Origin of the sequence: Cryobacterium cheniae (assembly GCF_004403395.1) — a bacterium.
Classification (GTDB): Bacteria; Actinomycetota; Actinomycetes; order Actinomycetales; family Microbacteriaceae; genus Cryobacterium; species Cryobacterium cheniae.
Map to the genome: position 1 here is coordinate 1 of NZ_SOGN01000010.1, position 26,081 is coordinate 26,081.

The window sequence follows — 26,081 nt, forward strand, 5'->3', positions numbered from 1 at the left end:
CCCTGTACCAGGCTGTCGCTTCGAGGCAACTTGTATAACTTATCTGCCCGGCCATTCCCTGTCAAATCAAGGCCAGCAGCCGAATCCGAGTGCGCCGAAACACACCCAAACACCTACCGACCCGACCAGACAAACAACCGGAGAGAGTAACCATCTCGGCTCCCCCTCGTACGCTCCCTTAGCGGGTAGACAGACGAGAAGAAACAAAAACTTTCGTCCCACTTGAGGCCGGGAAGCTCTTCGGCTTTTCGAACCTGTGGGGTGACTCAGATGACATTACGGTGAATCCTGTACGCACGCAACTCCCTTCAGTATCCCGGGCGTGTCGGTCGCAAGCCCCCGTAAGGGACCCGGACGACGCCGATCTCGGCATCCATCTCGGCATCCATCTCGGTGCTGATCACGGCTGGCCACGCCGGCCGCGACGCTCACCGAGCGGTCGAGACCGTCACGGTGAACTTGGCGTTCCGCCCCATCTGTTGGGTCGGTCCGATCAGGCGAGTCAGTGCCGGCCGATACCCCAGGTGGGTGTTCCACACCGCCCATAGTTCGCCGCCGGGGTGCAGCACCCGTCCGGCATCCTGGAAGAGCTTCAACGCGATGCCGGCATGAACCGATGAGCCGATGTGAAAGGGCGGGTTCAGCACGATGAGCTCGGCCGACGCCTCCGGCTGAGTGCGGAGAGCGTCATCCCGCACGACGGCGACCCGGTCGGTGAGCGCATTGGCCGCCATGGTGGCCCGGGCGGAGGCGACGGCCGCAGCCGACTGGTCGGTGGCGGTCACCCGCAGCGCGGGACGGCGCCGGGCGAGTGCGGCGGCGAGCACCCCGGTGCCGCAGCCGAGGTCGATGGCGCTCGAGGCATCCGTCTTCATGCGATCGAGGAACTCGAGCAGGTAGCGCGTTCCGATATCGATGGTCGCGCCGGCGAACACGGCGCCGTGGGCGCAGACCGTGAGTTCCAGGTCGACGTGCTTCACACAATTCGGCCAGGTGGACACCGTCGTCTGCGCCGCCGATGGAATCGGGGCCTGGGCTCTGAGTACCCGCGACTTCTGCCGGGCCGGCGAGACCCGCAGCTCGCCGAAGTGCCGGAGGAGCACCTCGTTCATGGCGGGCGTCATGTGCTTGATGCGCCCGCCGGCGATCACGATCACCTCGGGTGACGCAAAGCGACGGATGGCGTCGGCGATCTCATCGAGCGCCGCCAGGTTGCGCGGCAGCTGAAGCAGCACCACCCGCGCGTTCGCCAGCAGGTCGCGGCCGAGGCCGAAGGAGCGGTAGGTATCGGCGAGCCCGGCATCGGCCGCATTGTGGGCAAGCGCCATTTCCCCGGAGAGCACATCCTGGTGTACCCGGATGCCCCGAGCAGCATGCAGGGCGGCCGCGCCCAGGGTGAGGGCGCCATATCTGTCCTCGAGCACGACGACCTCGCCGACCCCGGCCACGGCCAGCGGGCCCGCCGCCTCGTCGAGGATCAGCCGGTCGCTCGCATCCACAGCGAAGAGATTGTCCGCTTCCACATCGGGGAAACGCCGCAGGCGGTCAAAGGAAAAGTCAGACATCGCCTCAGGCTAGCCCGGCGGTGCGGTTACTTCTCGCCGTCCGCCGGGCGCAATGCCAGGGGGCGCCAGATCACAATCTGGTTGGCCCGGCGCGTGCGAGTGCCGGCTCGCATCGAGATGACCTCACCGGCCGGGCCGGCCGCGAAAACGCGGCGACCCGGACGGTTGAGCAGCTCATCGGCCAGCGCAGACTCCAGTTCGCGCAGACGCGATTCGAGCATGCGCACATGGTCCTCGAGTTCAATGATGCGACGGATGCCTTCCAGGCTCACGCCCTTGGAACCGAGTTCCGCGATCTCGCGGAGCTTGGCCACATCACGCATTGAGTACCGGCGAGACCGACCGGGGGTACGGCCGGGACTCACCAGCCCCAGGCGATCGTATTGGCGCAGGGTTTGCGGGTGCATGCCCGCAAGCTCGGCGGCCATCGAAATCACGAAGACCCGGGTGTTCTCGTCCACCGTCAGTCTCTCGCCTTCGCGAGGAGCTCGTCGCGCGGATTCTCCTTCGGCAATGCTTCCGCGAAGGCCGCGAGTTTCTCCTCGGCGTCTTTCGACAGATGGGACGGGACGGCAACCTGAACTTCCGCCAACAGATCCCCGGTGCCCTTGGGCGTCACGACGCCACGTCCCTTGACGCGCAGCACGCGTCCGCTCGGGGTGCCAGGCGCGATGCGCAGTTTGACCGGCGCTCCGCCCAACGTCGGCACCTCGATAGTGGCGCCGAGCGCGGCCTCGACGAACGTGACCGGCACGGAAACCCGCAGGTTGAGGCCGTCTCGTTCGAAGACCGCATGCTTCCGCACGTTCACGGTGAGCACGATGTCGCCGGACTCGCCGCCGTCGGGGCTGTGTTGCCCCTGACCGCGGAGCTTGATCTTCTGCCCGTCGGCCACCCCTGCCGGGATCTTCACCTTGATGGCGCGACCATCCTGCGTCTGCAGGGTGATCTGATCACCGTGCGTGGCCGTGATGAAGTCCACCGTGGTCGAGGCGATCACGTCGCGGCCGCGAGTCGGTCCGCCGTAGCCGCGAAATCCGCCGCTCGACGTGCCGAATCCGCCGCCGCCCTGACCGCGGCCGAACATGCCGCCGAGAAGGTCGTCGAAACCGCCCTGCTCATAGGAGTAGCCCGGCGGCGGCGGCTGCTGCCGCGCTCCCCCACCGAACATGCCGCCGAAGACATCGTCGAAGCCTCCGGCCTGACCGCCACCGGGGCGCGGGGCGGTGAAGCGAGCTCCACCGCCCATCGCGCGCACAGCGTCGTATTCCTTACGTTGAACCGGGTCGCCGATCACCGAGTGTGCCTCGCTGATCTCCTTGAACGTCGCCTCGGCCGCGGGGTTGCCCGGATTGGAATCCGGGTGGTACTTGCGGGCGAGTTTACGATAAGCCTTTTTCAGCTCGGCCGGGGTGACGTCCTTCGACACACCCAGGACCTTGTAGAAGTCCTTATCGAACCAGTCCTGGCTAGCCATCGCTCGGTACCTGCACGACGACCTTGGCCACGCGCAGGAGCGACGAGCCGAGGAAGTAACCGGTCTCGATCACGTCACCGACGGCCTCCGATTCGATGCCCGCGGTGGGCAGCTGGAAGATCGCCTCATGGATGGTCGGATCGAACGGCTCGCCGACCGTACCGAAGGACTTCACGCCCAGGCGCTCGACGCTCGCCCGCAGTTTCGCGGCGATCGTGCTGAACGCCGAGTCGCCGACCAGGTCGCCGTGCTTCTCAGCGCGGTCCAGGTCGTCGAGCACGGGGATCAGGCCCTTGACGACATCCACGGTGACGCGTTCGCGCTCGACCTCGCGGTTCGCCTCGGTGCGCCGACGGTAGTTGGCATACTCCGCGGTGACCCGCTTGAGGTCGGCGAGGTGCTCGCTCGTGGGCTCTTCGACTTCGCGCGTGGCGGCATCCAGGATGTCCTGGACCGTCAGCTCGTCTTCTTCGATCCCCTCGGCGGACGCCTCATCGGTGTCCTCGACGCTGACGGTTTCGGCGGCGACGTCCGCTTCCGCGTCGGCCCCGGGGGCACCCTCGACGGATGCCCCCTCGTCAAACGGCTCGTCCTCGGGGCGCTGTGTGTCCTCTGCCATTACTTCTTGGCCTCGTCTTCGTCGTCGACGACCTCGGCGTCAACCACGTCTTCGTCGGAGCCGGCCGCGTCGGCGGTCGGTTCGGAGTCGGCCGGGGTACCGGCGGCGGCATCCGCCTGGCTGGTCTTGTAGATGGCCTCGCCGAGCTTGCCCTGGCTTTCGTTGAGCTTGTCGAAGGCGGTCTTCACGGCCGCATCGTCGTCGCCGACGAGCGCGGACTTGAGGGCGTCGACGTCGGCCTGAACCTCGGACTTGACGTCCTCGGGCAGCTTCTCGTCGTTCTCCTTGATCAGCTTCTCGATCGAGTAGGCGAGCTGCTCGGCCGTGTTGCGGGTCTCGGCTGCCTCGCGGCGGCGCTTGTCCTCGGCGGCGTGCTCTTCGCCTTCGCGCACCATGCGCTCGATGTCTTCCTTCGCGAGCGAGGATCCGCCCGTGATGGTCATCGACTGCTCCTTGCCGGTGCCCTTGTCCTTCGCGGACACGTGCACGATGCCGTTGGCGTCGAGGTCGAAGGTGACCTCGACCTGCGGGATGCCGCGCGGGGCCGGCGCGATGCCGGTCAGCTCGAACGTGCCGAGGTTCTTGTTGTCGCGGGTGAACTCGCGCTCGCCCTGGAAGACCTGGATCGCGACGGACGGCTGGTTGTCGTCGGCCGTGGTGAAGGTCTCGCTGCGCTTGGTCGGGATGGCCGTGTTGCGCTCGATAAGGCGCGTCATGATGCCGCCCTTGGTCTCGATGCCGAGGCTCAGGGGGGTGACGTCGATGAGCAGAACGTCCTTGCGCTCGCCCTTCAGCACGCCGGCCTGCAGTGCGGCGCCGACGGCGACGACCTCGTCCGGGTTGACGCCCTTGTTCGGGTCCTTGCCACCAGTCTCGGCCTTGACGAGCTCGTACACGGCGGGCATGCGGGTGGAGCCACCGACGAGAACGACGTGTGCGATGTCTTCCACCTTGACGCCGGCTTCACGGATGACGTCCTGGAACGGCTTCTTCGTGCGGTCGAGCAGGTCTTCGGTCATCTTCTCGAACTGGGCGCGGGTGAGCGTCTCGTCGAGGTTGGCCGGGCCGTTCTCGGTCAGGGAGAGGTACGGCAGCTGGATGCTCGTCGACATGCTGCTCGAGAGTTCCTTCTTGGCCTGCTCGGCGGCTTCCTTGAGGCGCTGCTTGGCGATCTTGTCCTTGGAGACGTCGACGCCGGTGGTTTCCTTGAACTTCTTGATCAGGTGATCGACGATGCGCTGGTCCCAGTCGTCGCCGCCGAGGCGGTTGTCGCCGGCGGTGGACCGCACCTGGATGGTGGAGAAGTCGTCGTCCTTGCCCACCTCGAGGAGGGAGACGTCGAAGGTGCCGCCGCCGAGGTCGAAGACCAGGATGAGCTCGTCTTCCTTGCCGCGGTCGAGGCCGTAGGCCAAAGCGGCCGCGGTGGGCTCGTTGATGATGCGGAGCACGTTCAGGCCGGAGATCTCACCGGCTTCCTTGGTGGCCTGGCGCTCGGCGTCGTTGAAGTACGCGGGAACGGTGATGACGGCATCCGTCACCGTGTCGCCCAGGTACGCCTCGGCGTCGCGCTTGAGCTTGGCCAGGATGCGGGCCGAGACTTCCTGCGGGGTGAACTTCTTGTCGTCGATGGCGACGTCCCAGTTGGTGCCCATGTGGCGCTTGACCGACGCGATGGTGCGGTCGACGTTGGTGACGGCCTGGCGCTTGGCGGTCTCGCCGACCAGCACCTCACCGTCTTTGGTGAAGGCGACGACGGACGGGGTGGTCCGGAAGCCTTCGGCGTTTGCGATGACGGTGGGTTCTCCACCTTCGAGGACGGCCACCACAGAGTTGGTGGTTCCGAGGTCGATGCCTACTGCACGGGCCATGTGTGCGTTCTCCTTCAAAGTATTGTGCTCAGCCGATTTCTCAGACTTGAGTGATGCAGACTCAAGTGTGCCAGTGTCTCAAATCGGAGTCAAGCCACGCACCTGAGAGTTGAGCGTGAACGACTCAACTTTGGGATTTCGCGTGATCGATGGTCTTCGGCTACCCGCATCCACTAGCCTCAGCGCATGACCGGGATCGCGGAACAGGGCAGCACGGATGCCCCGATGCTGCCAGACAAGACGAGCAAGCGCCGCGTTGTGGCCTGGAGCTTCTGGGACTGGGGCTCGGCCGCGTTCAATGCGGTGGTCACCACCTTCGTCTTCACCGTCTACATCACGGGCAGCTCCTTCGGCGACAAGGACGTCATCACCGCCCAGCTCGGCTGGGCCCTCGCCATCGCCGGTGTGCTGGTGGCCGTGCTCGCCCCGATCACCGGGCAGCGCTCGGACACCTCCGGGAGGCGCAAGCTGTGGCTGGGCGTCAACACGTTCATCGTGGTCGGACTCACTGCGGCGATGTTCTTCGTCGAGGCGTCACCGAGCTTCCTTCTCCTCGGTCTCGTACTGGTGGCCGCCGGCAACGTGTTCTTCGAGTTCGCCAGCGTGAACTACAACGCCATGCTGTCCCAGGTCTCGACCGCGCGCACCATCGGCAAGGTCAGCGGCTTCGGCTGGGGAATGGGCTACATCGGCGGTATCGTGCTGCTGCTCATCGTGTACTTCGGCTTCATCAGCCCCGACGTCGGACTGTTCGGGGTGACCGGCGAGAACGGCCTGTCGGTGCGGGTCACGATGCTGATCGCGGCCGCCTGGTTCGGGCTGTTCGCCCTGCCGGTGCTGTTCTCGGTTCCGGAATACCACTCCCCGGCCGCGGCGCGCCGGCCACGGGTGAGCTTTCTCCGCTCCTACGTCGTGCTCGCAGAGGACATCGCGCGGCTCTGGAAGACCAGCCGCCAGACGGTCTACTTCCTCGTGGCGAGCGCCATCTTCCGCGACGGCCTGGCCGGGGTATTCACCTTCGGAGGGGTGCTCGCGGCATCCGTCTTCGGGTTTTCGCCGGGCGAAGTCATCATCTTCGCCATCGCGGCCAACGTCGTCGCCGGCATCGCCACCATCATCGCCGGTTCGCTCGACGATCGGCTGGGCGCGAAACCGATCATCGTGACCGCCCTGATCGGCCTGATCGTGTGCGGTCTCCTCGTGTTCCTACTCCACGATGGCGGGCAGATCGTGTTCTGGACCGCCGGGCTGGCCCTCACCCTCTTCGTGGGTCCGGCCCAGTCGGCCAGCCGCACGTTCCTGGCCCGGCTGATCCCGCCCGGACGCGAGGGGGAGGTGTTCGGCCTCTATGCCACGACGGGCCGAGCGGTGAGCTTCCTCGCGCCGGCCATGTTCGCCCTGATGGTGACGATCTTCGGGGCCACCTACTGGGGCATCCTCGGCATCATGCTGGTTCTGCTCGTGGGACTGCTGCTCTTGCTTCCGGTGAAGGCTCACCAGCACCAGATCGGCTAACGGATGCGGGTGGCCTCGTTGTGCTCGACCAGCAACCAGGTCGAACCCTCGTCATTGGACACCCAACCCTCCCAGGCGTAGGCGTCGGGTGTGATCGAGGCGAAGTTCCACCGGATCGGCCGACCGTCGGTGCCTGTGCCGTCCTGGCGCAGCCCGTTGCGGTGCGGGGTCGCGACGAGGTGGCAGTATTCCCCGGATGCCGGGGCGAAGTAGCTGACCCGCCAGACGCCGGCGTAGGGGTCGTAGACCCGCAGGGCCGTGGCGACGGTCGCGAACCCGGTCGGGTGCGAGTCGCTCGCGACGACCTCGACGTCCTGAACCGCACGCCCGTCGAGCACGAAGTCGACGATCCAGGTGAATTCGCGGCCGGTCCACTCGCCGTTGGCCTCGTCGAGCCGTGAGCCTGTGGCGGCCCAGGCACCGACCAGCTGGCCGAACCGGCGCATCCGTCCCGGGTACTCGGGTGTCGGTCCCGGTGCGCAGAGCGCCTCGGCAAAGCTGGGCACGGATGTCGTCATGACCCGATTTTACCGGGCGCGTGTTGCATCCGTGTGAACCGGGCTACTCGGCTCTCGTGGTCGAGCCCGTCTCGACCTCCCGCACATCCGTGCAGTGGAAGTTCTGGAACGACCGCGACGCGGTCGGCCCGCGCTGGCCCTGGTAGCGCGAGCTGTACACGCTCGAGCCGTAGGGACGTTCGGCCGGCGAGCTCAGCCGGAAGAAGCAGAGCTGCCCGATCTTCATGCCGGGCCAGAGCTTGATCGGCAGGGTGGCGACGTTGCTCAGCTCGAGCGTCACGTGGCCGGTGAAGCCGGGGTCGATGAAGCCGGCGGTCGAGTGCGTGAGCAGGCCGAGCCGGCCGAGCGAGCTCTTGCCCTCCAGCCGGGCGGCGACGTCGTCGGGCAGGGTGACCTTCTCGTAGGTGGACCCGAGCACGAACTCGCCGGGGTGCAGGATGAACGGTTCGCCGGCGGCGGTCTCGATCAACCGGGTCAGATCGGGCTGGTCTTCGGCCGGATCGATATAGGGGTACTTATGGTTGTCGAACAGGCGGAAGAAGCCGTCGAGGCGCACGTCGATGCTCGACGGCTGAATCATGTCGGCCTGATACGGCTCCAGACGGATTCGTTCCGCGTTGATTTCAGCCTTGATATCGCGATCCGAGAGCAGCACGGGTCCAGCCTAACGGCGCGGACTTGATATGCTGGCACGGTTCCGGTGCGGGCCTGCCCGCTCACGGACGTGCGGATGTAGTTCAATGGTAGAACTTCAGCTTCCCAAGCTGATAGCGCGGGTTCGATTCCCGTCATCCGCTCCAAGCAACGAAGGCCCGGTCGAAGGCCCTTTAGTTCGAGACAATGCGACCGGGTATTTCTCCGGCTCAAGGTCGGCGTGCCAGCTACGTGCCGCTAAGCCCCGAGGGTCTGTCTCTCAGCCTCCCGCAGATCATTCATGAGTGCATTCATGCCTTCGGCGATTACCTTGCCCCGCGCCTCGGCAGCGTGCTGGTAGGCCATCGCTGCCGCTGAGGTTGAATGACCAGCCCTGTCCATGAGTTCTCTCAGGGTCGCGCCGCTCTGAGCGCTGAGGGTGAGGCCAGCGTGCCTGAGGTCGTGGAAGTGGAACTGTTCCAGCCCCGTGGCTGTGCGCGCCTTTTTCCACGCATGCTGGACCTGTGCGCGCGTGAGTGCTGATCCGTTAGCGCGAATGAACATCGGGGTCGAAGGCATCGCGGTGGGCACAGTAGTCAAGTACTGCCGCATGGCGTCCACAGTGGCTCCCGGAAGAACGACGGTCCGAGAGGTTCCGGTCTTCGTATCGGTGACCACGATGCCCGTGCGTGCCTGAACTACCTGACGCAGGACTGTAAGGGTCTGTGACTTGAGGTCGAGGTCTCCTCTGCGGAGTCCCACGACCTCCCCAAGACGGAGGTGACCACCAAATGTGAGGTGAGCAACCGGGCGCAAATCAGCAGGAAGCGCCGCCACCAGAGCGTCGAAATCGACAACCGACATGAGGGGACGTTCCTGAGCCTTGAGGGACCCCGCGCCTTTGATGTTGCATGGGTTGCGGTGGATGAGTCCCTCCCGTTCAGCTTCGGCCATGATGCTTCTCAGAAGCGCATACGCCTGCCGCAAACGCGTCTCTCCGGTTGCCTTGCGAGTCCCCAGCCCGTCAGCCTTCAGAGGCTGGGATGCACGGGCTGCGAGTTCCTTCCGAAGCGCCGTGTGCCATCCCCGCACGGTTGTCGGGGTGATCTTCCCGACTGGCATCGTTCCGATGGTCGGGCCAATGTGGCGACTGAGGAGGTCCTCATAAAGTTCACGAGTACGCACCGCGAGCTTGCCACGACTCCCCCCATTTGCGATCCAGTCTGCTGCGAAGCCAGTGAGGAGAATGTCGCCCTTTCTGTAGTCGTGGTACACATTCCGCAGGCGGTCTGCCTGGACCGTCGAAATGTGCTGACGGGCTTCACGCGATGTTTCGAAAGTGAGCGGCGCGTTCATCGGACTGCCGTCTTCGGCAGGGTAGCGAGCCTGCCAGCGTGCCGAAGGGAGCTTGCGAACGCTGCCGAAGTTTGCGCGGTTGGTCTTGGATGCCATGGTGACTCCTTGTTCTGAGAATTCGGACCGACACAATGCCTTGACCACCCTCTGATACGGCGCAGTCGGCTAATCAAACAGGGTGATGCCACAAATACTGAACGTGCCTACTGGTGGTGCTCCAGCGCCCGATACACAGAAGCGCGGCTGATCCCCTGGTTTGCAGCAATCGCTGAAGGCGACATCCCTGACTCCCGGAGGCGTCGGACGGCTTCCACCTTGGCGGGCGTCAAAGCGGTGCGGGGGCGTCCAGCAACCTGCTCACCCGCTTGGGCACGGGAAGCGCGCGCAGCTCGGGCTTCCGCCACGCGCTCGGCGTTCATGTTCCTCTCCCACTCGGCAATGTGAACGATGATTCCGGCCAAGAGTCTTCCGGTGGTGCTCGTCAGGTCCTCCCCATCTTTCAGAGAACGGACTGCGATGTCGCGCTCATGCAGGTCCGCGATCGTTTGGAGTACGTGCAAGGCGGTCCTGCCGAGCCGGTCGAGGCTCTGAACCGTAATGGTGTCCCCGGGGCGGACAACGCGCAGAAGGGCGTCCAGTCCCGGACGCGACTGTCGAGCACCAGAGAGCTTGTCGCTAAAGATGTCTGAAGCATGGATGCCCTGCGCCACAAGCGCGTCAGTTTGGCGGTCTAGGTTCTGGGCGACTGTCGAGACGCGAATGTAGCCGAAGGTCTTCTTGGTGCTCTGAGGTGTCATGTTTAGAACTGTATCAATAACTGAAACTATTACGCTCATTATGAGACATGTCGCAGAGAGGACTTTTGGAACAGATTTTCCGCACATTCCTAGCCTTGAGTGCCTCCACAGGACGCACGTCCAAATTCATGGTTCTGAGACGGATGACCGGCACCCCCCGAGCTGGGCGAATTGGCAGGCAGAGACGGCCCGCGTTCACCGGGGGGCTAGATTCAGACTGGGGGAACCACAATGACAATTCCAGCAGTCTCGGGCGACTACGCGCTCTTGCCACCCGGTCGCCATTCAGCGACGCTCGCGGAGATGGAGACATACTTCGTATCTCAAGCTCCTTTTTCGAGTGAACGAGAACTCCTCTTCCAGGCTTTCAAGACTTGGTTGTCAATCGTGGACCAGCTCCTTCCCTCCTCGCGCTATTGGGTGGATGGTGGCTTCGTAACTCACAAACCGTGGAGCGCGCCGTCAGACGTTGATGTAATGATCCTTTGTAAGCAGGAGGCGGTGGATGCGCTTAAACAGGAAGAGCAGACACGCTTGGAGCAGTTGTTCACGTCTGCGGCAGCTGGAATGCCTCGATTCCAGCCCATGGGCGGCCTGGTAGACGCGTTCCTTTGCTACCGAGGGACAAACGGAAAAGCAGACTATTGGATGAAGCAATGGTCAAGAGTTAAGGACTCGGACGGCAACGAGGTGCTAGGTGTTGAGAAAGGTTTCTTGGAGGTGTTGCCATGAATGTGCTCTCTCTTGAACAAGAGTTTAGAAAAGCATGGGCTGACGCCGCCGGGGATTCCTTTTCGTCCCGCATGGCTCGTCGTTCACTGGAAGCGTCCGCGCAACAGACACCCGCTCTTGAAATTGTTCTATTCCAATTGAAGAACCGCTATCAAGCGGAGCTGGACCTTCACCTGAACGGAACGACAGTGAAGGATCATCAAACCAACGCTGCCGATTTCGCAAATCTGGTGCGAGGCATATCTGACGCCGTCAAAGAAATCACTAAGAAAGCTATGGGCCGTCAGCGCATGCTCTCAGGACTCTTGGTATCAGCGCCGGTTCCAGGCTCTGTCCGAGTCGTGCTGCGTGCGGCAAGCCCAACCGAGCTTGATGGCTCAATTCAAGGTGCGCGAGTCGAGACACTGGACTCAAGTTCGCTGCGTGCTGTGGCAGCTGTACTCGCACACGCAGGCGATGCGAGCAATGTCCAATCAGCCGTACTTGAGGGGCTATTGACGGCCATTCCGGTTGAGGCGCGTCCCGGTATCCGACGAGTTGCGAAGGCCGTCACTGCCTCGGATTGGAATGTCTCAGGGGTGCTCCGCCTCCCGAACGAAAAAGCGGTCCCGCTGCATCTCAACAAGACTGGAGCTGAACACCTACTTTCAGCGCTCAACGACATGGAATCAGAAACGAGCGTCATCACTCTTCGCGGGAACGTCGATGGTCAACGTCGTTCGATGGGCACGATGTGGTTTGCCCCGGAGTCGGCGGTAGCCGTCGAAGCTGTCGTCGTGGACCATGACCTTCTGGAGGAAGTCGCGGCACTGGGCGCTTCCGGAGAGTTGACCTCGGCCACGTTCAACGTCATTACCCAATTCCCGCCGGGTGCCCGCAGCGCGGCGAAGCGAAGCTACGTTCTGACTGCCATCAAGAGAATCTCCCTCAAGCCCTAGGTCGGACCTGAGCACCCTGCTGCGCGTGGAGTTGAGGTTCGGCAAGTCCCGGTGCTCAGTATGAAATGAGAGGGCACGCTCGGGGCGCTAGTCCGACGCACCCTCTCACGCCGCTGCCACCCGCTGGGGCGTTCTTGATGCAGCAGCGCTATCCCGGGCACCAACAGGGGAGAAACCTTCTGATACCCGGAAACCTTTGTCCTACCAGCTCATGACTGGTGCTCAAGCTCCCGTAGCAGGACCCCAGAGAAGGTGTCCAATGTCATGACGACGTAGGCCTCTCCAGTCGTCCTACCGGGGCGATACCAGACCACGGCACTCTGGGCCTTGCCGTCCCGAACCGCATCCAACCGCGCCTCATCCAGGGCACCTGACAAGTCCCTCTTCATCTCGTTGCGCGTGTTGATGAGCCAAGCAGGAATGCCTTGTATGTCCCCGGCCTCCAGCTCGTGTAGCACAGCCTCGGAGAGGCGCTTGAACTCCGGCTTGCGAATTACTGAGAGGCCGTCAGCTCGGAGAATGAGAGTAACTAGCTCCCGGAATCGCAGTGAGCGCGTCTTGTTGTTCGTCATCGGTCCCCGATGTACGTGGCAATCTGCGTGCTGGTGGTCTTACGACCGAATGTGGCGTGCACGCGCTGGAGTGCCACTGCACGTTTCGCCCCATCCTGAATGGCGTAAGCGACCTTCAGGTGTTCGTCACGGGCTGCGTCCTCCTCCGGAGTCCCCGGAGTCCACCTGGTCAGGCTTTCGGGTGCTGCCCCTGGCCTGAACATCTCGCGCCCCCAACGTGCCTTCTGTGCCTGCATGTCGTGCATGAGGTCAAGCCATGAAGTCCCCAGCCGGTCCCGGGCTGCTTCGAGAAGGGCGTCTGTGACCGTCACTGTTTGGCCTCTGAAGCTCACTTGTGCAGCTCCGGACATGTTGGCGTCCGTCGTGAACGTCAGGCCTGACTCCATGAAGTGGAACTGGTCTCCCGGCTTCAACGCGGTGGGGGTCATTCTGTTACCTCTTTCATTTCTGGATTTGAGCCTGCGGCGACAGCCGCATGCCGTTCGAGAGCATCGGCGGTTTGAGAATCCCCGAGTAGGCGGAGCCGTGTAGCCACCTCAGTGCCAATGGCTGGGTTGCGTGTGGTTGCCTGTCCTACTGCACGGGCCAGCGTCTCTCCGGCCTTGAGCTGGTCAATGAGTTCAAGATCGTCAATCCCGAACCGACCAAGCAGCACAGTCAGCGCCCGCAGCTCTGCGTCCCCTGCACGGAGGGAATTCTGGGTGTGCCCTGCTTCAAGGGCCGCTCTGCGAGCGTGGAGGGCGTCATTGGCCACGTCAGCGAGCCGCTGGATCATATCTGACGTGCTGAGGCCCTGAGAGCCTCTGAGGGCCGCCCGCACGTCTTGGGCCAGATGGCTGCGGATGTGCCTGTAGATGGAATCGACACTCACACCGAACTGCTGCGAAACCCGCGTAATGCCTAAACCGGACGCGAGTCCTGCTTCGATGCCTTCGCGCTGCCCTGTGCACACCATGCATGGACGCCCCGATTTGTTCCTCATAGTTAGTACCATCGGCCGCAGCGATTCAGAGTTCGCTTGCACGCCTCCCCGCGTCCCCATATGCCCTCAGAATCGCCCTGTTCATTGCCGCCTTGGTGTACTCGTTCCATAGGGCGGTGGCGTCAATGTCACCGGTGGCCGCGTCCGCCAAGAGGTCCCCCGGATAGCGGGTCTTAGCCTCTGGAGAACGGCGCAGTAAGTGCTGTTTGGTGACGTATTCCGCGATGGAATTTCGGTCCGCGCGGTCGACCATGGACAAGGTCTGATGCTGCCAATTCGCACCCTGTCCGGTGGCAGCCGCAGAACGGCACCATCTCGCCCGTAAGGCCTCCCGGAGGCGTCCTTCAGCAGAAGGACTCACGTCCGAGCGAAATGTGAGCAACAGGTGGGCGTGTACGTGCCAGCTACCCTCAGATTCTGTCAATTCGACCACCCGCGCATATCCGCTGATTCCATGACGTTTCTTGAAACGAGGCCAGTCGCCATGATGAGTGAACTTATTCAGGACCGATTCAAGCCCCGACCACTCATCATCCAGCGGGCCGGAACCATGGGCTTTTGTCAGAGTGACGAACGCGACAGCTTCGGCTCCGCCGATAGCCGCGCGCAGGTCCGCCCGACGCTCGGCCAGCCGATAAATCGAGCATGGGACGCACCTGAGAATCGAATTGCAGGTTCGAAGTCCTCCAGCCTTCGTGCGAGAGCTACCACAACGCTTGAGTGAGTCGTCATCTGAATTGGCTCTGTTGAACAAGTCCAATGCTTCGCGGGCTGCATTTCCCCCAGTACTTCTCTTGATAACAAGAGGGCGGACGAATTCCACGCGCCTTGATTCGCCTGTCATGAGTGCCCACAACCGGCGTGGGCACTCTCCGAGCCTGCACGATGAAGAATCGTGCCGAGCCTAGGCACGCGCGAAGTCCCCACGTTCCACGCGTCCCTCTGAGATGAAGGAGTCGAGGTCTGCGCGGTCGAACCGGACGAAGTGCCCCAATTTGATGTACGGCACACGTCGCTCGCGCCGGAGCCGCCGGACGAAGTGTTCGGTGACCCCCAAATAGGTCGCTGCACCCGCAACGTCGAAGAGTGCGGGCAAATGGGTTGAATTGTTGCTGGTCAATTTCATGTTGGGACCCTTTCCACACTGTTATACGTGCGAGCAGGCCAAGCAAAAAGGGTCACCCAAACAGAATCAATTCCCGTGCCAGATTCGTGCCAGTAACGGCGCACACTATTGGCACGCTGCGCCCGATGGCGAACGAATGCTCCCGTTTGTTTCCTAAAATAGAAGCAATGCCGCCGTCACCGATTGACGCTGGCTCAGCTTCCCAAGCTGATAGCGCGGGTTCGATTCCCGTCATCCGCTCACTGATCACCACGGTTGCGACGAATGGCCCCGCGTCGGCGGCCTCCGGTATCGTCGAGACCATGACCGACCCGACACTGCGTATGCCGAACACCGTGCTGCGGGTGGTGCTCGACCTCGGCGCGCTGCCCCTGGACATCCCGCCGCTGCCACCACGTTTCCGGCACCCGGAGTTCGACGCCGACTGGGATGAAGAGGAGCAGGTCGCCGGCATCTTCCTCGGCTTCGACGACGGAGAGTTCCACCTGGACATCCTGGAAGACGGAGTCGAATACCATTTCCACCACGCGGACGGCTCCTCCAGCGACGACAGTCCGTGGCCGGCCGCCGATACCCAGGCCCTCGTCGACTGGGCGACCGGCTTCGTGCTGCACGTCGCGCCGCGCCTGCCCGATCTGCTGGAGGATGCGGACGAGGCCGCCGAATGGCACCATGTGGGGCTGCCGGTGTACTCCCGCGACTACGGGCCGGTCCCGCTCGAAATCATCGATGTGGAGTTGGAGGGCGAGCAGCTGATGCTCCCCTGGCTCGGCTCCGGCCACATCGCCGACGAGCACCTCGATGGACCCGACCACCCGATCGCGCTCCTCTGGAACCCGGAGCACGACGATCCGGACATCCCGATCGCGCGGGTGTGGCTGCACCCGAAGAGCGGGGAGCCGAAGGCTCGCGCGGAAGCGGGCGTGGACTGGGCGGCCGTGGGACTCACCAAACAGGAAGTCCTGTCGTGGGCGGAGAGCCTGTACCTGAACAATCACGTGATCGGCGACCCGTCCCAGATGATCATTCGGGCCGCACTGGAGCGCATGGCGGGGCTCGACCGCTAGCTGCGTGGCCCGCCCGTGTCGGCGGCGAGCGCGAGCTCCACGAAGGCGCGCACGGCGGCCGACGCGCGCCGCTTGCGTGAGGCCGCCAGGTACACGGTGAAGTCGGGCAGGTTTTCCACGCGCAGCCCGTGCACGTCGAGGGCATCGTGCACGGTGAATGCGGGCAACAGGGCCACGCCGAGGCCGTTGGCCACGTATTCGGCGGCGGTTCCGATGTCGGAGACCTCGATCATGATCCGCCGCTCGAGGCCGGCAGCGGTGAAGGCATCGTCCACAATCTGGCGGCTGGCGTACCCCGGCGGCAGATCGATGAACTCCTCCGGCGCGAGGTCGCCCAGTTTAACGGCCGGTGTGGAGGCGAGCCGGTGGTCCTTCGGCACTACCAGCACCATCGGCGACGACGCGATCGGCACGGCCAGGAGCGCTGTCGGAGCCGGGCCGCTGAGGGAGAGGAAAGCCAGGTCGAGTTCGCCCGAGACGAGGTCGTCGACCAGCCCGGCCGACCCACGCCGGGCCGCGCGCAGCCGCACACCGACGCCCGGGTGGCCGGCGCGGAAGTGCCCGAGCAACCGGGGCACATTGACGAGCGTGACCGAGGTCATCAGCCCGATCACGATGGACCCGGTGATGGCGTGGGTGGTCTCCTGGGCGGCGTCGCGCACCGCGTTCACGGCGTCGAGGGCGTCCCGCACCTTCGGCAGCAGCAGCTCCCCGCTAGACGTGAGTTTGATCTGGCGGCGGCTGCGGTCGAACAGTTCGACCCCGAGTTCGCTTTCCAGCGAGCGGATGCCGGCCGAGACGGCGGACTGGGCGAGGGTGAGGCGGTCCGCGGCTCGGGTGAAGCTCAACTCGCCGGCGACGGCGCTGAAGTATTCGAACTGTCTCAGGTCCATAGATCCAAGCATCTCATTTGCAGATCGTTTGCATCATAAGTCGGCGTTGTTTCTTATTGAACGAGCGGCGACGATGGAAGAAAGGCCGAATCAGAACCAAGAGCCGGGAGGCATCATATGACTACCACTTCCGCTGCCCCGAGCGGCGACCAGACGACGGAGGCCTCGCTTGCTCGCCCTGACGTCGGCACCCCCGTCTCCACCACCCGCTCCGCCGAGCGCGTGGTGGAGTGCCTGAAGGCCTACGGCGTGCAGTGGGTCTTCGGCGTACCCGGCGCCAAGATCGACCCGGTCTACGACGCTCTGATCGACGACGGCCCCGAGGTGATCGTGGTGCGGCACGAACAGAATGCGGCGTTCATGGCCGCAGCCGTCGGGCGTCTGAGCGGCCAGCCGGGTGTCGTCCTGGTGACGAGCGGCCCGGGCACCTCCAATCTGGCGACCGGACTGCTGACGGCGACAACCGAGGGCGACCCGGTGGTCGCCCTGTGCGGCGCGGTTCCGCGCGCAGACCGGTTGAAGCGCACCCACCAGACCATGGATGCCGTGGGCATGCTGTCCGCCGTGACCAAGTCCGCGGGCGAGGTGAGTGTCGCCGACAACGTACCGGAGGCCATCGCCAACGCGTTCCGCGCGGCAACCCAGGAGCCCAAGGGCGCCGCCGCAGTCGTGCTCCCCTACGACGTGCTCACCGACTCCACGACCGTGTCGATGAAGCATCCGCACTGGGTGCCGCAGCTGGGCGCCGCACCGTCCGCGGACGTGCGGCGCGCGGCCGCACTGCTGAGGAACGCCGAGTTCCCCGTCATCCTCGCCGGCGCACGGTCCGGCTCGGACCAGGCCGTCGCGGCACTGCACCGCCTGCTGGGCGTGGCCGGGCTGCCCGTCGTCGAGACCTTCCAGGCCGCGGGAGTGATCTCGCACGAGCTCGAAGAGCACTATCTCGGACGCGTGGGCCTGTTCCGCAACCAGCCCGGGGACATCCTTCTGCACAAGGCCGACGTGATCCTGACCGTCGGCTACGACTTCGTCGAGTACGAGCCGTCGAAATGGAACAAGGACCACCTGCGCGTGATCATCCACCTCGACGAGCTCTCCGCCGACCTCGACGACTACTACCGTCCCACCGTCGAACTACGCGGCGACGTCGCCGAGACCCTCGACGCCCTCGCCGGCCAGATCGACGGTCTGGCGATGCCGGCTGCCGCGGCCGCCGAGGTCACCGCCCAACGCGCCCGCCTTGCGCACGCCGACCAGCCCACCGGTCGCCGGGACGAGTCCGAGGGCGTGCACCCGGCCGATCTCACGCTGATGATGCGCGAGCTGCTCCCGGATGACACGACGGTGCTCTGCGACGTCGGCTCCCACTACATCTACATGGCCCGGCACTTCCGCACCTACCACCCGCGCACCCTGCTGTTCTCGAACGGCCAGCAGACGCTGGGCGTGGCTCTGCCCTGGGCGATCGCCGCGACCCTGGTGCGACCGGGGACCCCGGTGGTGTCCGTCTCGGGCGACGGCGGTTTCCTCTACTCCGCGATGGAGCTGGAGACGGCCGTGCGGCTCGGCTCGACGTTCACGCACATCATCTTCAACGACGGCACCTACGACATGGTGGCCTTCCAGCAGATGGGCAAGTACGGGCGCACCTCCGGCGTCCAGCTGGGCGATTACGACGCCGTCGCCTACGCCGAATCGTTCGGCGCCCACGGCCACCGGGTGACGCACCTCGACGACTTCGCCGGCATCCTGGCGCAGGCCCTGCACGAACCCGGCCCGAGCATCATCGACGTGCGCGTCGACTACCGCAACAATAGAGATGACCTGATGGCCGATCTGGAAAGCGATGTACTGCAATGAGCAACTTCACTGTCTCACGACACGAAATCTTCCAGACGAGCCTGATGAGCGCGCTGCTCGACGGCGTCTACGAAGACGAGATGACCGTGCGCGACCTTCTCGGCCGCGGCAGTTTCGGCATCGGCACGTTCAACGGGCTCGACGGCGAAATGCTGATCATCGACGGCACCTGCTACCAGCTGCGCGCCGACGGCGGGGTGTCGAAGGCCGATCTGGGCGCGTACACGCCCTACGCCGTGGTCACGAATTTCGTGCCTCATATCGAGCGCGCACTGCCGCAGAACATCGTGCGCGCCGAGGCGTCGAAGTTCATCGACAAGATGACGGCGTCAGAGAACTACATGTATGCCCTGCGCATCGACGGTGACTTCGAGTGGATCCGGATGCGCACGGTCGTCAAGCAGGAGAAGCCCTACCGTCCCATGGTGGAGGCCACCGACGAGGACGCGATCATCGAGCTGCACGACGTCTCGGGTGTCGTGGCCGGCTTCCGCACCCCGCTGTACGAGCAGGGCATCGGTGTGCCCGGCTGCCACACGCACTTCGTCACCGACGACCGCACGGCCGGCGGCCACGTGCTCGACTTCAAGCTGCGCTCCGGCACCGCGGCCCTGTGCCTCGGCACCGACCTGCGCCTGCAGCTGCCGCTGACGGACGCCTTCAAGAACGCCAACCTGTCCCCCGACGACCTCGAGCGGCAGATCCAGAAGACCGAAATGCACGCGTGACGCAGTCGTACGATGGGGAGGTGACCGATTCCCTGCCTCCCTGCCCGGAATGTTCCAGCGAATACGCCTACGAAATGGGCGCGCTCCTGGTCTGCCCGATCTGTGCGCACGAGTGGAGCAACGAACCGGCCGACCAGGCCGAGGCGGCCGAGGACACCACCGTCAAGGATGCCTTCGGGACGGTACTCGCCGACGGTGACACCGTGACCATCATCAAGGACCTCAAGGTCAAGGGCAACGCCACCGCCATCAAGGTGGGCACGAAGGTGCGCAATATCCGTCTGGTGGATGGCGTGGGCGACCACGACATCGACTGCAAGGTCGACGGGTTCGGCTCGATGCAGCTGAAGTCCAGTGTGGTGAAGAAGGTCTAGCGGCCGGAACCCGGCCCGGCCCGGTACTTCGACATCAGCGCCGCCAGATCGGTGTTCACCAGGGTCCGCACCCGTTCTGCCCGCCGCTGCGCGTAGTCGGGCTCCCGTCCGTCGACGATCTGTTCGACCAGCCTGTCGGTGAGCGCGGTGCCGACCTCCTCGCTGGCGTCCGTCCGGGACCGCTCGAGCAGGCCGGCGACCTGCTCCTCGTCGGCCGCGACGGCCCGCAGGGCGCCGGCGAGCTTCAGGTGCACCCGCCGCCGGAGGGCCAGCTGGCGCACCTCGAGCCGGTCATCGTCGGTGATCTCCGACGCGCTCCGCTGCCGGCCCCGGCCTTTCCCCTGCCGACTGACACGCTCGGCATCTTCTTCGTTCTGCCGTGCCAGCAGATCCAATTCGGAGCGGACAGCCGCGGCATAGTCGGAGTCGGAGAAGTCGCGGTGTTCGCGCAGCGCACCCACGATGATGTGGTTCTTCACGGCCATGCGCACCGCTGAGAGCGCGATGAGCAGACCGTCGTCGACAATCCGCTCAAAGGAGGCCATGGCGATACCCTATGCCCAGCGCCCGCGCGGGGGTTTCATGGGCACCATGACGGCAGGAACCGAGTCCTCGACACGCTGGCCCCCCATCCCGAAGAATGTTCGCGCCCTCGCGGTGCCGCCGAACCTCGTCGACTACGACGAGACCTGCGCCGCCTTCACCTGGGACGAGGCCCGGCACGCGCTCTCGGGGCTGCCCGGCAATCGGGGGCTCAACATCGCTTACGAGGCCGTCGACCGGCACGCCGCCGGCGCCAGGGCCCGGCACGAGGCCCTGCGGTTCGTGCGCGGCGACGGCACGACCCACTCCCTGACTTACGCGCAACTCGCCGAACAGACCGGCCGCTTCGCCAGCGTGCTGCGGGGCCTCGGCATCGGGCGGGGTGACCGGGTCTTCTCGCTGCTCGGCCGTGTTCCCGCGCTCTACATCGCGGTGCTCGGCACCTTCAAGAACGCCAGCGTCTTCTGCCCGCTGTTCTCCGCGTTCGGACCGGAACCGGTGCGCCAGCGACTGCAGCTGGGCGGCGGACGGGCCCTGGTCACGACACGGGCACTGTACCGCAAGAAAGTGGCGCCGATCCGGGACCGGCTGCCCGACCTGCGGTACGTCTTCCTGGTCGACGCGGACGGCCATCCGGAACCGGACACGCTCGACCTGGCGGCTCTGCTGCTGGAGGCCCCGCCGTACGGCGAGATCGCAGCCACCCAGGGCGAGGACATGGCCCTGCTGCACTTCACGAGCGGCACGACGGGCACCCCGAAGGGCGCCGTCCACGTGCACGATGCCGTGACCGCGCACTACGCGACGGGCCGGTTCGCCCTCGACCTGCACCAGGACGACGTCTACTGGTGCACCGCCGACCCCGGCTGGGTAACCGGCACCTCCTACGGCATCATCGCTCCACTGGCGCACGGCGTGACGGCCATCGTCGACGAGGAGGAGCTGGACGCGGACCGCTGGTACCGGGTGCTCGCCGAGCAGCGTGTGACCGTCTGGTACACGGCGCCGACCGCCCTGCGCATGCTCATGAAAGCCGGTGCCGACCGGGCCGCGGGCCATGACCTGACGGCACTGAGGTTCGTGGCCAGCGTGGGTGAGCCGCTCAATCCGGAGGTCGTGATGTGGGGCCAGGAGGCGTTCGGGCAGCCGATTCACGACAACTGGTGGCAGACGGAGACCGGCGGGATCATGATCGCCAACTACGCGGCCACGCCCATCCGCCCCGGCTCGATGGGGCGGCCGCTCCCCGGCGTCGAGGCGGCGCTCGTCGCACGCGACGAGCTGGGCGCGCCTGTGATGCGAGGCGGCGAGGTCGTACTGGTGACCGAACCGGATGCCCTGGGCGAGCTGGCCCTGCGGCCCGGCTGGCCGTCGATGTTCCGCGGGTATCTGGGCGAGGAGGAACGCTACCGCCGCGCTTTCGTCGGCGGCTGGTACCTCTCCGGCGACCTCGCCCGGCGGGATTCCGACGGCTATTACTGGTTCGTCGGCCGCGGAGACGACGTCATCAAGTCCTCGGGGCACCTGATCGGGCCGTTCGAGGTGGAAAGCTCGCTGATGGAGCACGAGGCGGTGGCGGAGGCCGGGGTGATCGGCATCCCCGATCCCGTCGCCGGCGAGGTGGTCAAGGCCTTCGTGGAACTGAAGCCGGGCTGGGAGCCCAGCGAGGCACTGCGCCTGGACATCATCGGCTTCGCCCGCAAGCGCCTCGGCCCGGCCGTGGCGCCGCGCGAGCTGGACTTCACCGCCTCGCTGCCCAAGACCCGCAGCGGCAAGATTCTGCGCCGGCTGCTCAAGGCCCGCGAGCTGGGTCTGCCCGAAGGCGACACGTCCACCGTGGAGGTGCCCCGGTGAACGCCGAGCGGGCGGAGCACGCCCGCGGTCTCCTGCACCAGATGCTGCGGGTGCGACGGTTCGAGGAGAAGTGCGTCGAGCTGTACAGCGCCGCGAAGATCCGCGGGTTCATGCACGTCTACATCGGCGAGGAGGCGGTGGCGGCCGGCGTTCTGGCGACACTCGAACCGGAGGACGCGGTCGTGGCCACCTACCGCGAACACGGCCACGCGCTGCTGCGCGGGGTCCCCGCCGGCGCGATCCTGGCCGAGATGTACGGCTTCGAGCAGGGATGCTGCCGGGGCCGCGGCGGGTCCATGCACCTCTTCGACGCGGCCACCCGGTTCTTCGGGGGCAACGCCATCGTCGCCGGCGGTCTTCCCCTCGCCATCGGACTGGCTCTGGCCGACAAGATGGCGGGCCGCTCCCGCGTCACGGCCTGCTTCTTCGGCGAAGGCGCCGTCGCCGAAGGGGCCTTCCACGAGAGCCTCAACCTCGCGGCCCTCTGGCGGCTCCCCGTACTGTTCTGCTGCGAGAACAACCTCTACGCCATGGGCACGGCGCTCGCGCGCTCGGAATCCCAGACCGACATCGCCCTGAAGGCGGCGGCCTACGAAATCCCCGCCTGGCCCGTGGACGGCATGGACGTGCTCGCCGTCGAGGAGGCAGCCCGGCGGGCCGGCGCCGCCGTGCGGGGCGGCGCCGGCCCGCACTTCCTCGAGTTGCGCACGTACCGCTTCCGGGCGCACTCGATGTACGACCCCGAGCGTTACCGGGAGAAGGCCGAGGTGGCCCAGTGGCTCGAGCGCGACCCGATCGACCTGCTGCGCGCCACGCTGGAGGCCGCCGGGGACCTCCCCGAGCCGACGTGGGCCGAGGTGCAGGCCTCCGTGGACGCCGAAGTGCAGGCCGCCGTCGCCTTCGCCGAGGCCGGCACCCTGGAACCGGTCGAAGAGCTGACCCGGCACGTATATACGGACAGAGACGATACGGACAGGGACGATACCGAGCGGAACCGACCGAAACGGATGCCGACATGAAGACCACCTATCGCGAGGCCATGCGTGCCGCCCTGAGGGAGGCGCTGCAGCGCGATGACCGGGTGTTCCTGATGGGGGAAGACGTCGGGGCGTACGGCGGCTGCTTCGCGGTGAGCCTGGGCCTGCTCGAGGAGTTCGGGCCCGAGCGCATCCGTGATACCCCGCTCTCGGAGACCGGGTTCGTGGGGGCCGGGATCGGCGCGGCCCTCGGCGGGATGCGCCCGATCGTCGAGATCATGACCGTCAACTTCAGCCTGCTCGCCCTTGACCAGATCATGAACAACGCGGCGACCCTGTCCCACATGTCCGGCGGGCAGTTCAGCGTGCCCGTGGTGATCCGGATGACCACCGGCGCCGGGCGCCAGCTGGCCGCGCAGCACTCGCACAGCCTGGAGGGCTGGTACGCGCATATCCCGGGCCTGCGCATCCTCACCCCGTCGACCCTGGCCGACGCCCGCGGGATGCTGTGGACCGCCCTGGCAGACCCTGACCCGGTGCTGATCTTCGAGCACGGTTCGCTCTACAACGCAGCCGGCGAGCTCGACGAGAACGCCGGCGCGGTCGACATCGACACCGCCGCCGTGCGCCGCCCGGGAGGCGACGTCTCCCTGATCACGTACGGTGGCACCCTGCCCACCGTTCTCGACGCCGCCGCGCAGCTGATGGAGGAGGGCATCGACGCCGAGGTTCTGGACCTGCGCACCCTGCGCCCCCTCGACGACGCCGCGATCCTGGCCACGGTGGCCAAAACACACCGCGCCGTCGTGATCGACGAAGGATGGCGCAGCGGCAGCATTTCGGCCGAGATCAGCGCCCGCATCACCGAAGCCGCCTTCTTCGACCTGGATGCCCCGGTCGGCCGGGTCTGCAGTGCCGAGGTTCCCCTGCCCTACGCCCGGCACCTCGAGCAGGCCGCCCTGCCTTCGGTCGCACGCGTCATCGCCGCCGCCCGAGAGGCGGTGGGCACTCGTGGGTGAGTTCCGGATGCCGGCCCTCGGCGCGGACATGGAGCAGGGCCGGGTGGTGGAGTGGCTGGTCAAACCGGGCGACTACGTGCACCGCGGCGACATGGTCGCCGTCGTCGACACCGAGAAGGCCGACATCGACGTGGAGTCCTTCGAGGAGGGCGTGGTCGCCGAGCTGCTCGTCGAGGTGGGCACGATCGTGCCGGTCGGCGCGCCACTGGCCCGGATCACCCAGACCCCGGCCGCGGGCGCCCCAGTCGCACCGCCACCCGCACCGGCCGCCCCGGTGCCGGCGTTCGCCCATGGAGTCCCTACGCCGGCCTTCGTGTCGCCCCCCGTGCGTCAGCTGGCGCACCGTCTCGGCGTCGACACCGACGTCGTGCGCGGCACCGGGAAGCACGGCGCCCTCACCCGGGCCGACGTGGAGCAGGCCGCGGCCGCACGGTCGGCTGCCGACCGCCCGCCTGACCGACCCCCGGCTGCCGAACACACGCCCGCCCCGAAAGCAGCGCCGCCGGCCACCGGCCGGGTGCGTTCCTCCCCGCGTGCCCGGCGCGTCGCCGAGATTCTCGGCGTCGATCTGACGGCCGTGCCGGGCACGGGCGCCGAGGGCGCCGTCACCGAAACCGACGTGCGGAGCTTCGCCGCCGGTCCGACCGTCGCTGAGCCGGTCGAGAAGCCGGTCACCGCACCGGTCGCGCCCACCGCCCGGCCGGCCGCCGCACCAACGGATGCCGCCGCGCGGGCCGCCGGGCTGCGCCGCGCCATCGGGTCGCTGATGACGCGCTCGAAGAAGACCATCCCGCACTACTACCTGAGCACCACCCTGGATCTGCGCGCCGCGCTAGCGTGGATGGAGCACCAGAACGCCGCCCGGCCGGTCGCCCAGCGGCTCGTACCGGCCGCGCTGCTCCTGAAGGCCTCCGCGCTGGCCGCCAGGGACGTCCCCGAGGTCAACGGCTTCTTCACCGAGGGTTCCTTCCGGCCGAGCACCGCCGTGCATCTGGGCGTGGCCGTGGCGTTGCGCCAGGGCGGCTTGGTCGCCCCCGCGCTGCACGACGCGGACACTCTGTCGCTGGAGGCGCTGATGGAACGGCTGCGCGACCTGGTGAGCCGCGCGCGCGGCGGCCGGCTGCAGCGCGCGGAGATGGCCGACCCGACCCTCACCGTCACCAACCTCGGAGACCTCGGCGTCGAGAGCGTCTTCGGCGTGATCTACCCGCCGCAGGTCGCCCTGGTGGGATTCGGCCGGGTGCGGGAGGAACCGTGGGCCCGGAACGGCCTGCTCGGTGTTCGTCCCGCGATCACCGCCACCCTGTCCGCCGACCACCGCGTCAGCGACGGGCTGCGCGGCGGGAGATTCCTGGCCCGGGTCGACGAACTGTTGCAGAAACCGGAGGAGCTATGACCGAACAGGAGGCCCGAGCGGCTGTGTACGCGGCCATCCGCCAGGTGGCGCCGGATGTCGACACCGACGATCTCGACGAGGGCGCGCGACTGCGCCAGGATCTGGAACTCGACTCACTGGACTTTTTGCGGCTGATCGAGACCATCAACGAGGCGACGGGCGTCGACACTCCCGAGCGCGATTATGCGACGGTGACGACGGTCAAAGCCCTGATCACCTACGTCGCCGAGCACGGCTGATGCAAACCTCGAGTATTATTCGCTTTCTCAACGACCGCGTCAAGGCCCTCGACGCAATCCCGCCCGGGCTGTGTACTGATGTTCCAGCCCGAACTGGAGGAAACCATGACCATCACCGCACATGCATCATCCGTTGCCACCTACAATCGCGCAGCGACGGATGCGTTCGGCGACTACCTGAGGAAGATCGGCAGCGTCTCACTCCTCAGCGCCGAAGACGAGGTCGACCTGGCCAGACGGATCGAGGTCGGGCTGTTCGCTGAGCAACGCAGCCAGCAGGACGATGTGGATCCCTCCCTCCTCCGCGAGCTGGCCTGGCTCGCCCATGACGGCTGCCGCGCGAAGAATCACTTCATCGAAGCCAACCTGCGCCTCGTGGTGAGCATCGCCAAACACTACTCCGGCCGCGGAATGCCCATCATGGACCTCGTCC

29 protein-coding genes and 1 tRNA gene are annotated in these 26,081 nt (G+C 65.9%); 14 read left to right on the forward strand and 16 right to left on the reverse strand.

Translation table 11 applies throughout. From position 1 onward, the window contains the following. Positions 1–428: 428 nt before the first annotated feature. Genes E3T23_RS01730 through dnaK form a run of 5 tightly spaced genes read right to left on the reverse strand, consistent with a single transcriptional unit; the run spans position 429 to position 5,529 of the window. A complete protein-coding gene (locus E3T23_RS01730; protein ID WP_134368696.1) occupies positions 429–1,565 on the reverse strand; it encodes a class I SAM-dependent methyltransferase in 1,137 nt (378 codons plus the stop codon). A gap of 26 nt (positions 1,566–1,591) precedes the next feature. Beyond that, positions 1,592–2,026, reverse strand: coding sequence for a heat shock protein transcriptional repressor HspR (locus E3T23_RS01735; protein WP_134368697.1), 435 nt, complete (start codon positions 2,024–2,026; stop codon positions 1,592–1,594). 2 nt (positions 2,027–2,028) lie between these two features. Then, the gene (locus tag E3T23_RS01740; protein ID WP_134368698.1) at positions 2,029–3,042 is read right to left on the reverse strand and encodes a DnaJ C-terminal domain-containing protein; all 1,014 of its coding nucleotides are present in this window, start codon (positions 3,040–3,042) and stop codon (positions 2,029–2,031) included. Further along, the gene (locus E3T23_RS01745; protein ID WP_134368699.1) at positions 3,035–3,661 is read right to left on the reverse strand and encodes a nucleotide exchange factor GrpE; all 627 of its coding nucleotides are present in this window, start codon (positions 3,659–3,661) and stop codon (positions 3,035–3,037) included. Before E3T23_RS01745 ends, E3T23_RS01740 begins: the two co-directional genes overlap by 8 nt. Then, positions 3,661–5,529: a molecular chaperone DnaK gene (gene dnaK / locus E3T23_RS01750; protein ID WP_134368700.1), complete on the reverse strand. Its 1,869-nt coding sequence runs from the start codon at positions 5,527–5,529 to the stop codon at positions 3,661–3,663. The genes E3T23_RS01745 and dnaK overlap by 1 nt, the downstream gene beginning before the upstream one ends. A gap of 186 nt (positions 5,530–5,715) precedes the next feature. Here dnaK and E3T23_RS01755 point away from each other — a divergent pair, with 186 nt between their 5' ends. Continuing rightward, positions 5,716–7,044 (forward strand): MFS transporter, encoded by a 1,329-nt coding sequence (locus tag E3T23_RS01755; protein ID WP_134368701.1) that lies wholly within the window; start codon positions 5,716–5,718, stop codon positions 7,042–7,044. Here E3T23_RS01755 and E3T23_RS01760 read toward each other — a convergent pair. Both E3T23_RS01760 and dcd read right to left on the reverse strand, forming a co-directional pair. Further along, positions 7,041–7,562 (reverse strand): hypothetical protein, encoded by a 522-nt coding sequence (locus E3T23_RS01760; RefSeq protein WP_134368702.1) that lies wholly within the window; start codon positions 7,560–7,562, stop codon positions 7,041–7,043. The genes E3T23_RS01755 and E3T23_RS01760 overlap by 4 nt on opposite strands. Positions 7,563–7,605: 43 nt before the next feature. After that, on the reverse strand, positions 7,606–8,217 hold the full coding sequence (gene dcd, locus E3T23_RS01765; protein ID WP_134368703.1) for a dCTP deaminase: 612 nt from the start codon (positions 8,215–8,217) through the stop codon (positions 7,606–7,608). A gap of 71 nt (positions 8,218–8,288) precedes the next feature. Here dcd and E3T23_RS01770 point away from each other — a divergent pair. Continuing rightward, positions 8,289–8,362, forward strand: a tRNA-Gly gene (locus E3T23_RS01770). A 91-nt stretch (positions 8,363–8,453) separates the two neighbouring features. On the opposite strand, the gene E3T23_RS01775 is transcribed toward E3T23_RS01770, so the two are convergent. Next, positions 8,454–9,647 (reverse strand): site-specific integrase, encoded by a 1,194-nt coding sequence (locus E3T23_RS01775; RefSeq protein ID WP_134368704.1) that lies wholly within the window; start codon positions 9,645–9,647, stop codon positions 8,454–8,456. A 107-nt stretch (positions 9,648–9,754) separates the two neighbouring features. Further along, the gene (locus E3T23_RS01780; RefSeq protein ID WP_134368705.1) at positions 9,755–10,348 is read right to left on the reverse strand and encodes a recombinase family protein; all 594 of its coding nucleotides are present in this window, start codon (positions 10,346–10,348) and stop codon (positions 9,755–9,757) included. A gap of 231 nt (positions 10,349–10,579) precedes the next feature. Between E3T23_RS01780 and E3T23_RS01785 the strand changes: the two genes are divergently transcribed. Together E3T23_RS01785 and E3T23_RS01790 are read left to right on the forward strand one after the other, a co-directional pair. Beyond that, the gene (locus tag E3T23_RS01785) at positions 10,580–11,080 is read left to right on the forward strand and encodes a DUF6932 family protein (protein WP_134368706.1); all 501 of its coding nucleotides are present in this window, start codon (positions 10,580–10,582) and stop codon (positions 11,078–11,080) included. Next, positions 11,077–12,018, forward strand: a complete 942-nt coding sequence (locus E3T23_RS01790; protein ID WP_134368707.1) for a hypothetical protein — start codon at positions 11,077–11,079, stop codon at positions 12,016–12,018. The genes E3T23_RS01785 and E3T23_RS01790 overlap by 4 nt, the downstream gene beginning before the upstream one ends. Positions 12,019–12,227: 209 nt before the next feature. On the opposite strand, the gene E3T23_RS01795 is transcribed toward E3T23_RS01790, so the two are convergent. The 5 genes from E3T23_RS01795 to E3T23_RS01815 form a co-directional block, all read right to left on the reverse strand. Continuing rightward, on the reverse strand, positions 12,228–12,590 hold the full coding sequence (locus tag E3T23_RS01795; RefSeq protein ID WP_134368708.1) for a hypothetical protein: 363 nt from the start codon (positions 12,588–12,590) through the stop codon (positions 12,228–12,230). Next, entirely contained in the window at positions 12,587–13,018 is a 432-nt protein-coding gene (locus E3T23_RS01800; RefSeq protein WP_134368709.1) for a hypothetical protein, read from the reverse strand. Before E3T23_RS01800 ends, E3T23_RS01795 begins: the two co-directional genes overlap by 4 nt. After that, entirely contained in the window at positions 13,015–13,461 is a 447-nt protein-coding gene (locus E3T23_RS01805) for a hypothetical protein (protein WP_134368710.1), read from the reverse strand. Before E3T23_RS01805 ends, E3T23_RS01800 begins: the two co-directional genes overlap by 4 nt. 136 nt (positions 13,462–13,597) lie before the next feature. After that, complete coding sequence (locus E3T23_RS01810) at positions 13,598–13,831, reverse strand: hypothetical protein (RefSeq protein ID WP_134368711.1); 234 nt, start codon at positions 13,829–13,831, stop codon at positions 13,598–13,600. Between the two features lie 645 nt (positions 13,832–14,476). Further along, the gene (locus tag E3T23_RS01815) at positions 14,477–14,698 is read right to left on the reverse strand and encodes a helix-turn-helix domain-containing protein (RefSeq protein ID WP_134368712.1); all 222 of its coding nucleotides are present in this window, start codon (positions 14,696–14,698) and stop codon (positions 14,477–14,479) included. 302 nt (positions 14,699–15,000) lie between these two features. On the opposite strand from E3T23_RS01815, the gene E3T23_RS01825 reads away from it, so the two are divergent. Next, complete coding sequence (locus tag E3T23_RS01825) at positions 15,001–15,765, forward strand: hypothetical protein (RefSeq protein WP_134368714.1); 765 nt, start codon at positions 15,001–15,003, stop codon at positions 15,763–15,765. Here E3T23_RS01825 and E3T23_RS01830 read toward each other — a convergent pair. Beyond that, complete coding sequence (locus E3T23_RS01830; RefSeq protein ID WP_134368715.1) at positions 15,762–16,658, reverse strand: LysR family transcriptional regulator; 897 nt, start codon at positions 16,656–16,658, stop codon at positions 15,762–15,764. The two genes, E3T23_RS01825 and E3T23_RS01830, sit on opposite strands and share 4 nt — an antisense overlap. A 117-nt stretch (positions 16,659–16,775) precedes the next feature. Between E3T23_RS01830 and alsS the strand changes: the two genes are divergently transcribed. From alsS to E3T23_RS01845, 3 genes are read left to right on the forward strand one after another with little or no spacing between them, the layout of a single operon-like run. Then, positions 16,776–18,518, forward strand: coding sequence for an acetolactate synthase AlsS (gene alsS, locus E3T23_RS01835; RefSeq protein WP_134368716.1), 1,743 nt, complete (start codon positions 16,776–16,778; stop codon positions 18,516–18,518). After that, on the forward strand, positions 18,515–19,246 hold the full coding sequence (budA, locus tag E3T23_RS01840) for an acetolactate decarboxylase (protein WP_134368717.1): 732 nt from the start codon (positions 18,515–18,517) through the stop codon (positions 19,244–19,246). The genes alsS and budA overlap by 4 nt, the downstream gene beginning before the upstream one ends. Before the next feature lie 20 nt (positions 19,247–19,266). Next, positions 19,267–19,620 (forward strand): zinc ribbon domain-containing protein YjdM, encoded by a 354-nt coding sequence (locus tag E3T23_RS01845; protein WP_134368718.1) that lies wholly within the window; start codon positions 19,267–19,269, stop codon positions 19,618–19,620. On the opposite strand, the gene E3T23_RS01850 is transcribed toward E3T23_RS01845, so the two are convergent. Next, positions 19,617–20,165 (reverse strand): hypothetical protein, encoded by a 549-nt coding sequence (locus tag E3T23_RS01850; RefSeq protein WP_134368719.1) that lies wholly within the window; start codon positions 20,163–20,165, stop codon positions 19,617–19,619. The genes E3T23_RS01845 and E3T23_RS01850 overlap by 4 nt on opposite strands. Positions 20,166–20,211: 46 nt before the next feature. Here E3T23_RS01850 and acsA point away from each other — a divergent pair, with 46 nt between their 5' ends. From acsA to E3T23_RS01880, 6 genes are all read left to right on the forward strand, one after another. Beyond that, positions 20,212–22,017, forward strand: coding sequence for an acetate--CoA ligase (gene acsA, locus E3T23_RS01855; protein WP_134368724.1), 1,806 nt, complete (start codon positions 20,212–20,214; stop codon positions 22,015–22,017). Beyond that, positions 22,014–23,036, forward strand: coding sequence for a pyruvate dehydrogenase (acetyl-transferring) E1 component subunit alpha (gene pdhA, locus E3T23_RS01860; RefSeq protein WP_277612447.1), 1,023 nt, complete (start codon positions 22,014–22,016; stop codon positions 23,034–23,036). The genes acsA and pdhA overlap by 4 nt, the downstream gene beginning before the upstream one ends. Beyond that, positions 23,033–24,013, forward strand: a complete 981-nt coding sequence (locus E3T23_RS01865; protein ID WP_134368720.1) for an alpha-ketoacid dehydrogenase subunit beta — start codon at positions 23,033–23,035, stop codon at positions 24,011–24,013. Before pdhA ends, E3T23_RS01865 begins: the two co-directional genes overlap by 4 nt. Beyond that, positions 24,006–25,409, forward strand: a complete 1,404-nt coding sequence (locus tag E3T23_RS01870; protein ID WP_134368721.1) for a 2-oxo acid dehydrogenase subunit E2 — start codon at positions 24,006–24,008, stop codon at positions 25,407–25,409. Before E3T23_RS01865 ends, E3T23_RS01870 begins: the two co-directional genes overlap by 8 nt. After that, positions 25,406–25,648: an acyl carrier protein gene (locus E3T23_RS01875; RefSeq protein ID WP_134368722.1), complete on the forward strand. Its 243-nt coding sequence runs from the start codon at positions 25,406–25,408 to the stop codon at positions 25,646–25,648. Before E3T23_RS01870 ends, E3T23_RS01875 begins: the two co-directional genes overlap by 4 nt. Positions 25,649–25,753: 105 nt before the next feature. Continuing rightward, positions 25,754–26,081: sigma-70 factor domain-containing protein (locus E3T23_RS01880; protein ID WP_277612448.1), on the forward strand; the 328-nt coding region annotated here is incomplete at its 3' end.

Coding starts and splice junctions, on each gene's coding strand:
- E3T23_RS01865 (WP_134368720.1), top strand. CDS start 23,033: ATGAAGACCACCTATCGCGAGGCCATGCGTGCCGCCCTGAGGGAGGCG.
- E3T23_RS01800 (WP_134368709.1), bottom strand. CDS start 13,018: ATGACCCCCACCGCGTTGAAGCCGGGAGACCAGTTCCACTTCATGGAG.
- acsA (WP_134368724.1), top strand. CDS start 20,212: ATGACGGCAGGAACCGAGTCCTCGACACGCTGGCCCCCCATCCCGAAG.
- alsS (WP_134368716.1), top strand. CDS start 16,776: ATGACTACCACTTCCGCTGCCCCGAGCGGCGACCAGACGACGGAGGCC.
- E3T23_RS01745 (WP_134368699.1), bottom strand. CDS start 3,661: ATGGCAGAGGACACACAGCGCCCCGAGGACGAGCCGTTTGACGAGGGG.
- E3T23_RS01755 (WP_134368701.1), top strand. CDS start 5,716: ATGACCGGGATCGCGGAACAGGGCAGCACGGATGCCCCGATGCTGCCA.
- E3T23_RS01785 (WP_134368706.1), top strand. CDS start 10,580: ATGACAATTCCAGCAGTCTCGGGCGACTACGCGCTCTTGCCACCCGGT.
- E3T23_RS01780 (WP_134368705.1), bottom strand. CDS start 10,348: ATGACACCTCAGAGCACCAAGAAGACCTTCGGCTACATTCGCGTCTCG.
- E3T23_RS01795 (WP_134368708.1), bottom strand. CDS start 12,590: ATGACGAACAACAAGACGCGCTCACTGCGATTCCGGGAGCTAGTTACT.
- dnaK (WP_134368700.1), bottom strand. CDS start 5,529: ATGGCCCGTGCAGTAGGCATCGACCTCGGAACCACCAACTCTGTGGTG.
- E3T23_RS01850 (WP_134368719.1), bottom strand. CDS start 20,165: ATGGCCTCCTTTGAGCGGATTGTCGACGACGGTCTGCTCATCGCGCTC.
- E3T23_RS01760 (WP_134368702.1), bottom strand. CDS start 7,562: ATGACGACATCCGTGCCCAGCTTTGCCGAGGCGCTCTGCGCACCGGGA.
- E3T23_RS01815 (WP_134368712.1), bottom strand. CDS start 14,698: ATGAAATTGACCAGCAACAATTCAACCCATTTGCCCGCACTCTTCGAC.
- E3T23_RS01830 (WP_134368715.1), bottom strand. CDS start 16,658: ATGGACCTGAGACAGTTCGAATACTTCAGCGCCGTCGCCGGCGAGTTG.
- E3T23_RS01790 (WP_134368707.1), top strand. CDS start 11,077: ATGAATGTGCTCTCTCTTGAACAAGAGTTTAGAAAAGCATGGGCTGAC.
- E3T23_RS01730 (WP_134368696.1), bottom strand. CDS start 1,565: ATGTCTGACTTTTCCTTTGACCGCCTGCGGCGTTTCCCCGATGTGGAA.
- E3T23_RS01775 (WP_134368704.1), bottom strand. CDS start 9,647: ATGGCATCCAAGACCAACCGCGCAAACTTCGGCAGCGTTCGCAAGCTC.
- E3T23_RS01825 (WP_134368714.1), top strand. CDS start 15,001: ATGACCGACCCGACACTGCGTATGCCGAACACCGTGCTGCGGGTGGTG.
- E3T23_RS01740 (WP_134368698.1), bottom strand. CDS start 3,042: ATGGCTAGCCAGGACTGGTTCGATAAGGACTTCTACAAGGTCCTGGGT.
- E3T23_RS01875 (WP_134368722.1), top strand. CDS start 25,406: ATGACCGAACAGGAGGCCCGAGCGGCTGTGTACGCGGCCATCCGCCAG.
- budA (WP_134368717.1), top strand. CDS start 18,515: ATGAGCAACTTCACTGTCTCACGACACGAAATCTTCCAGACGAGCCTG.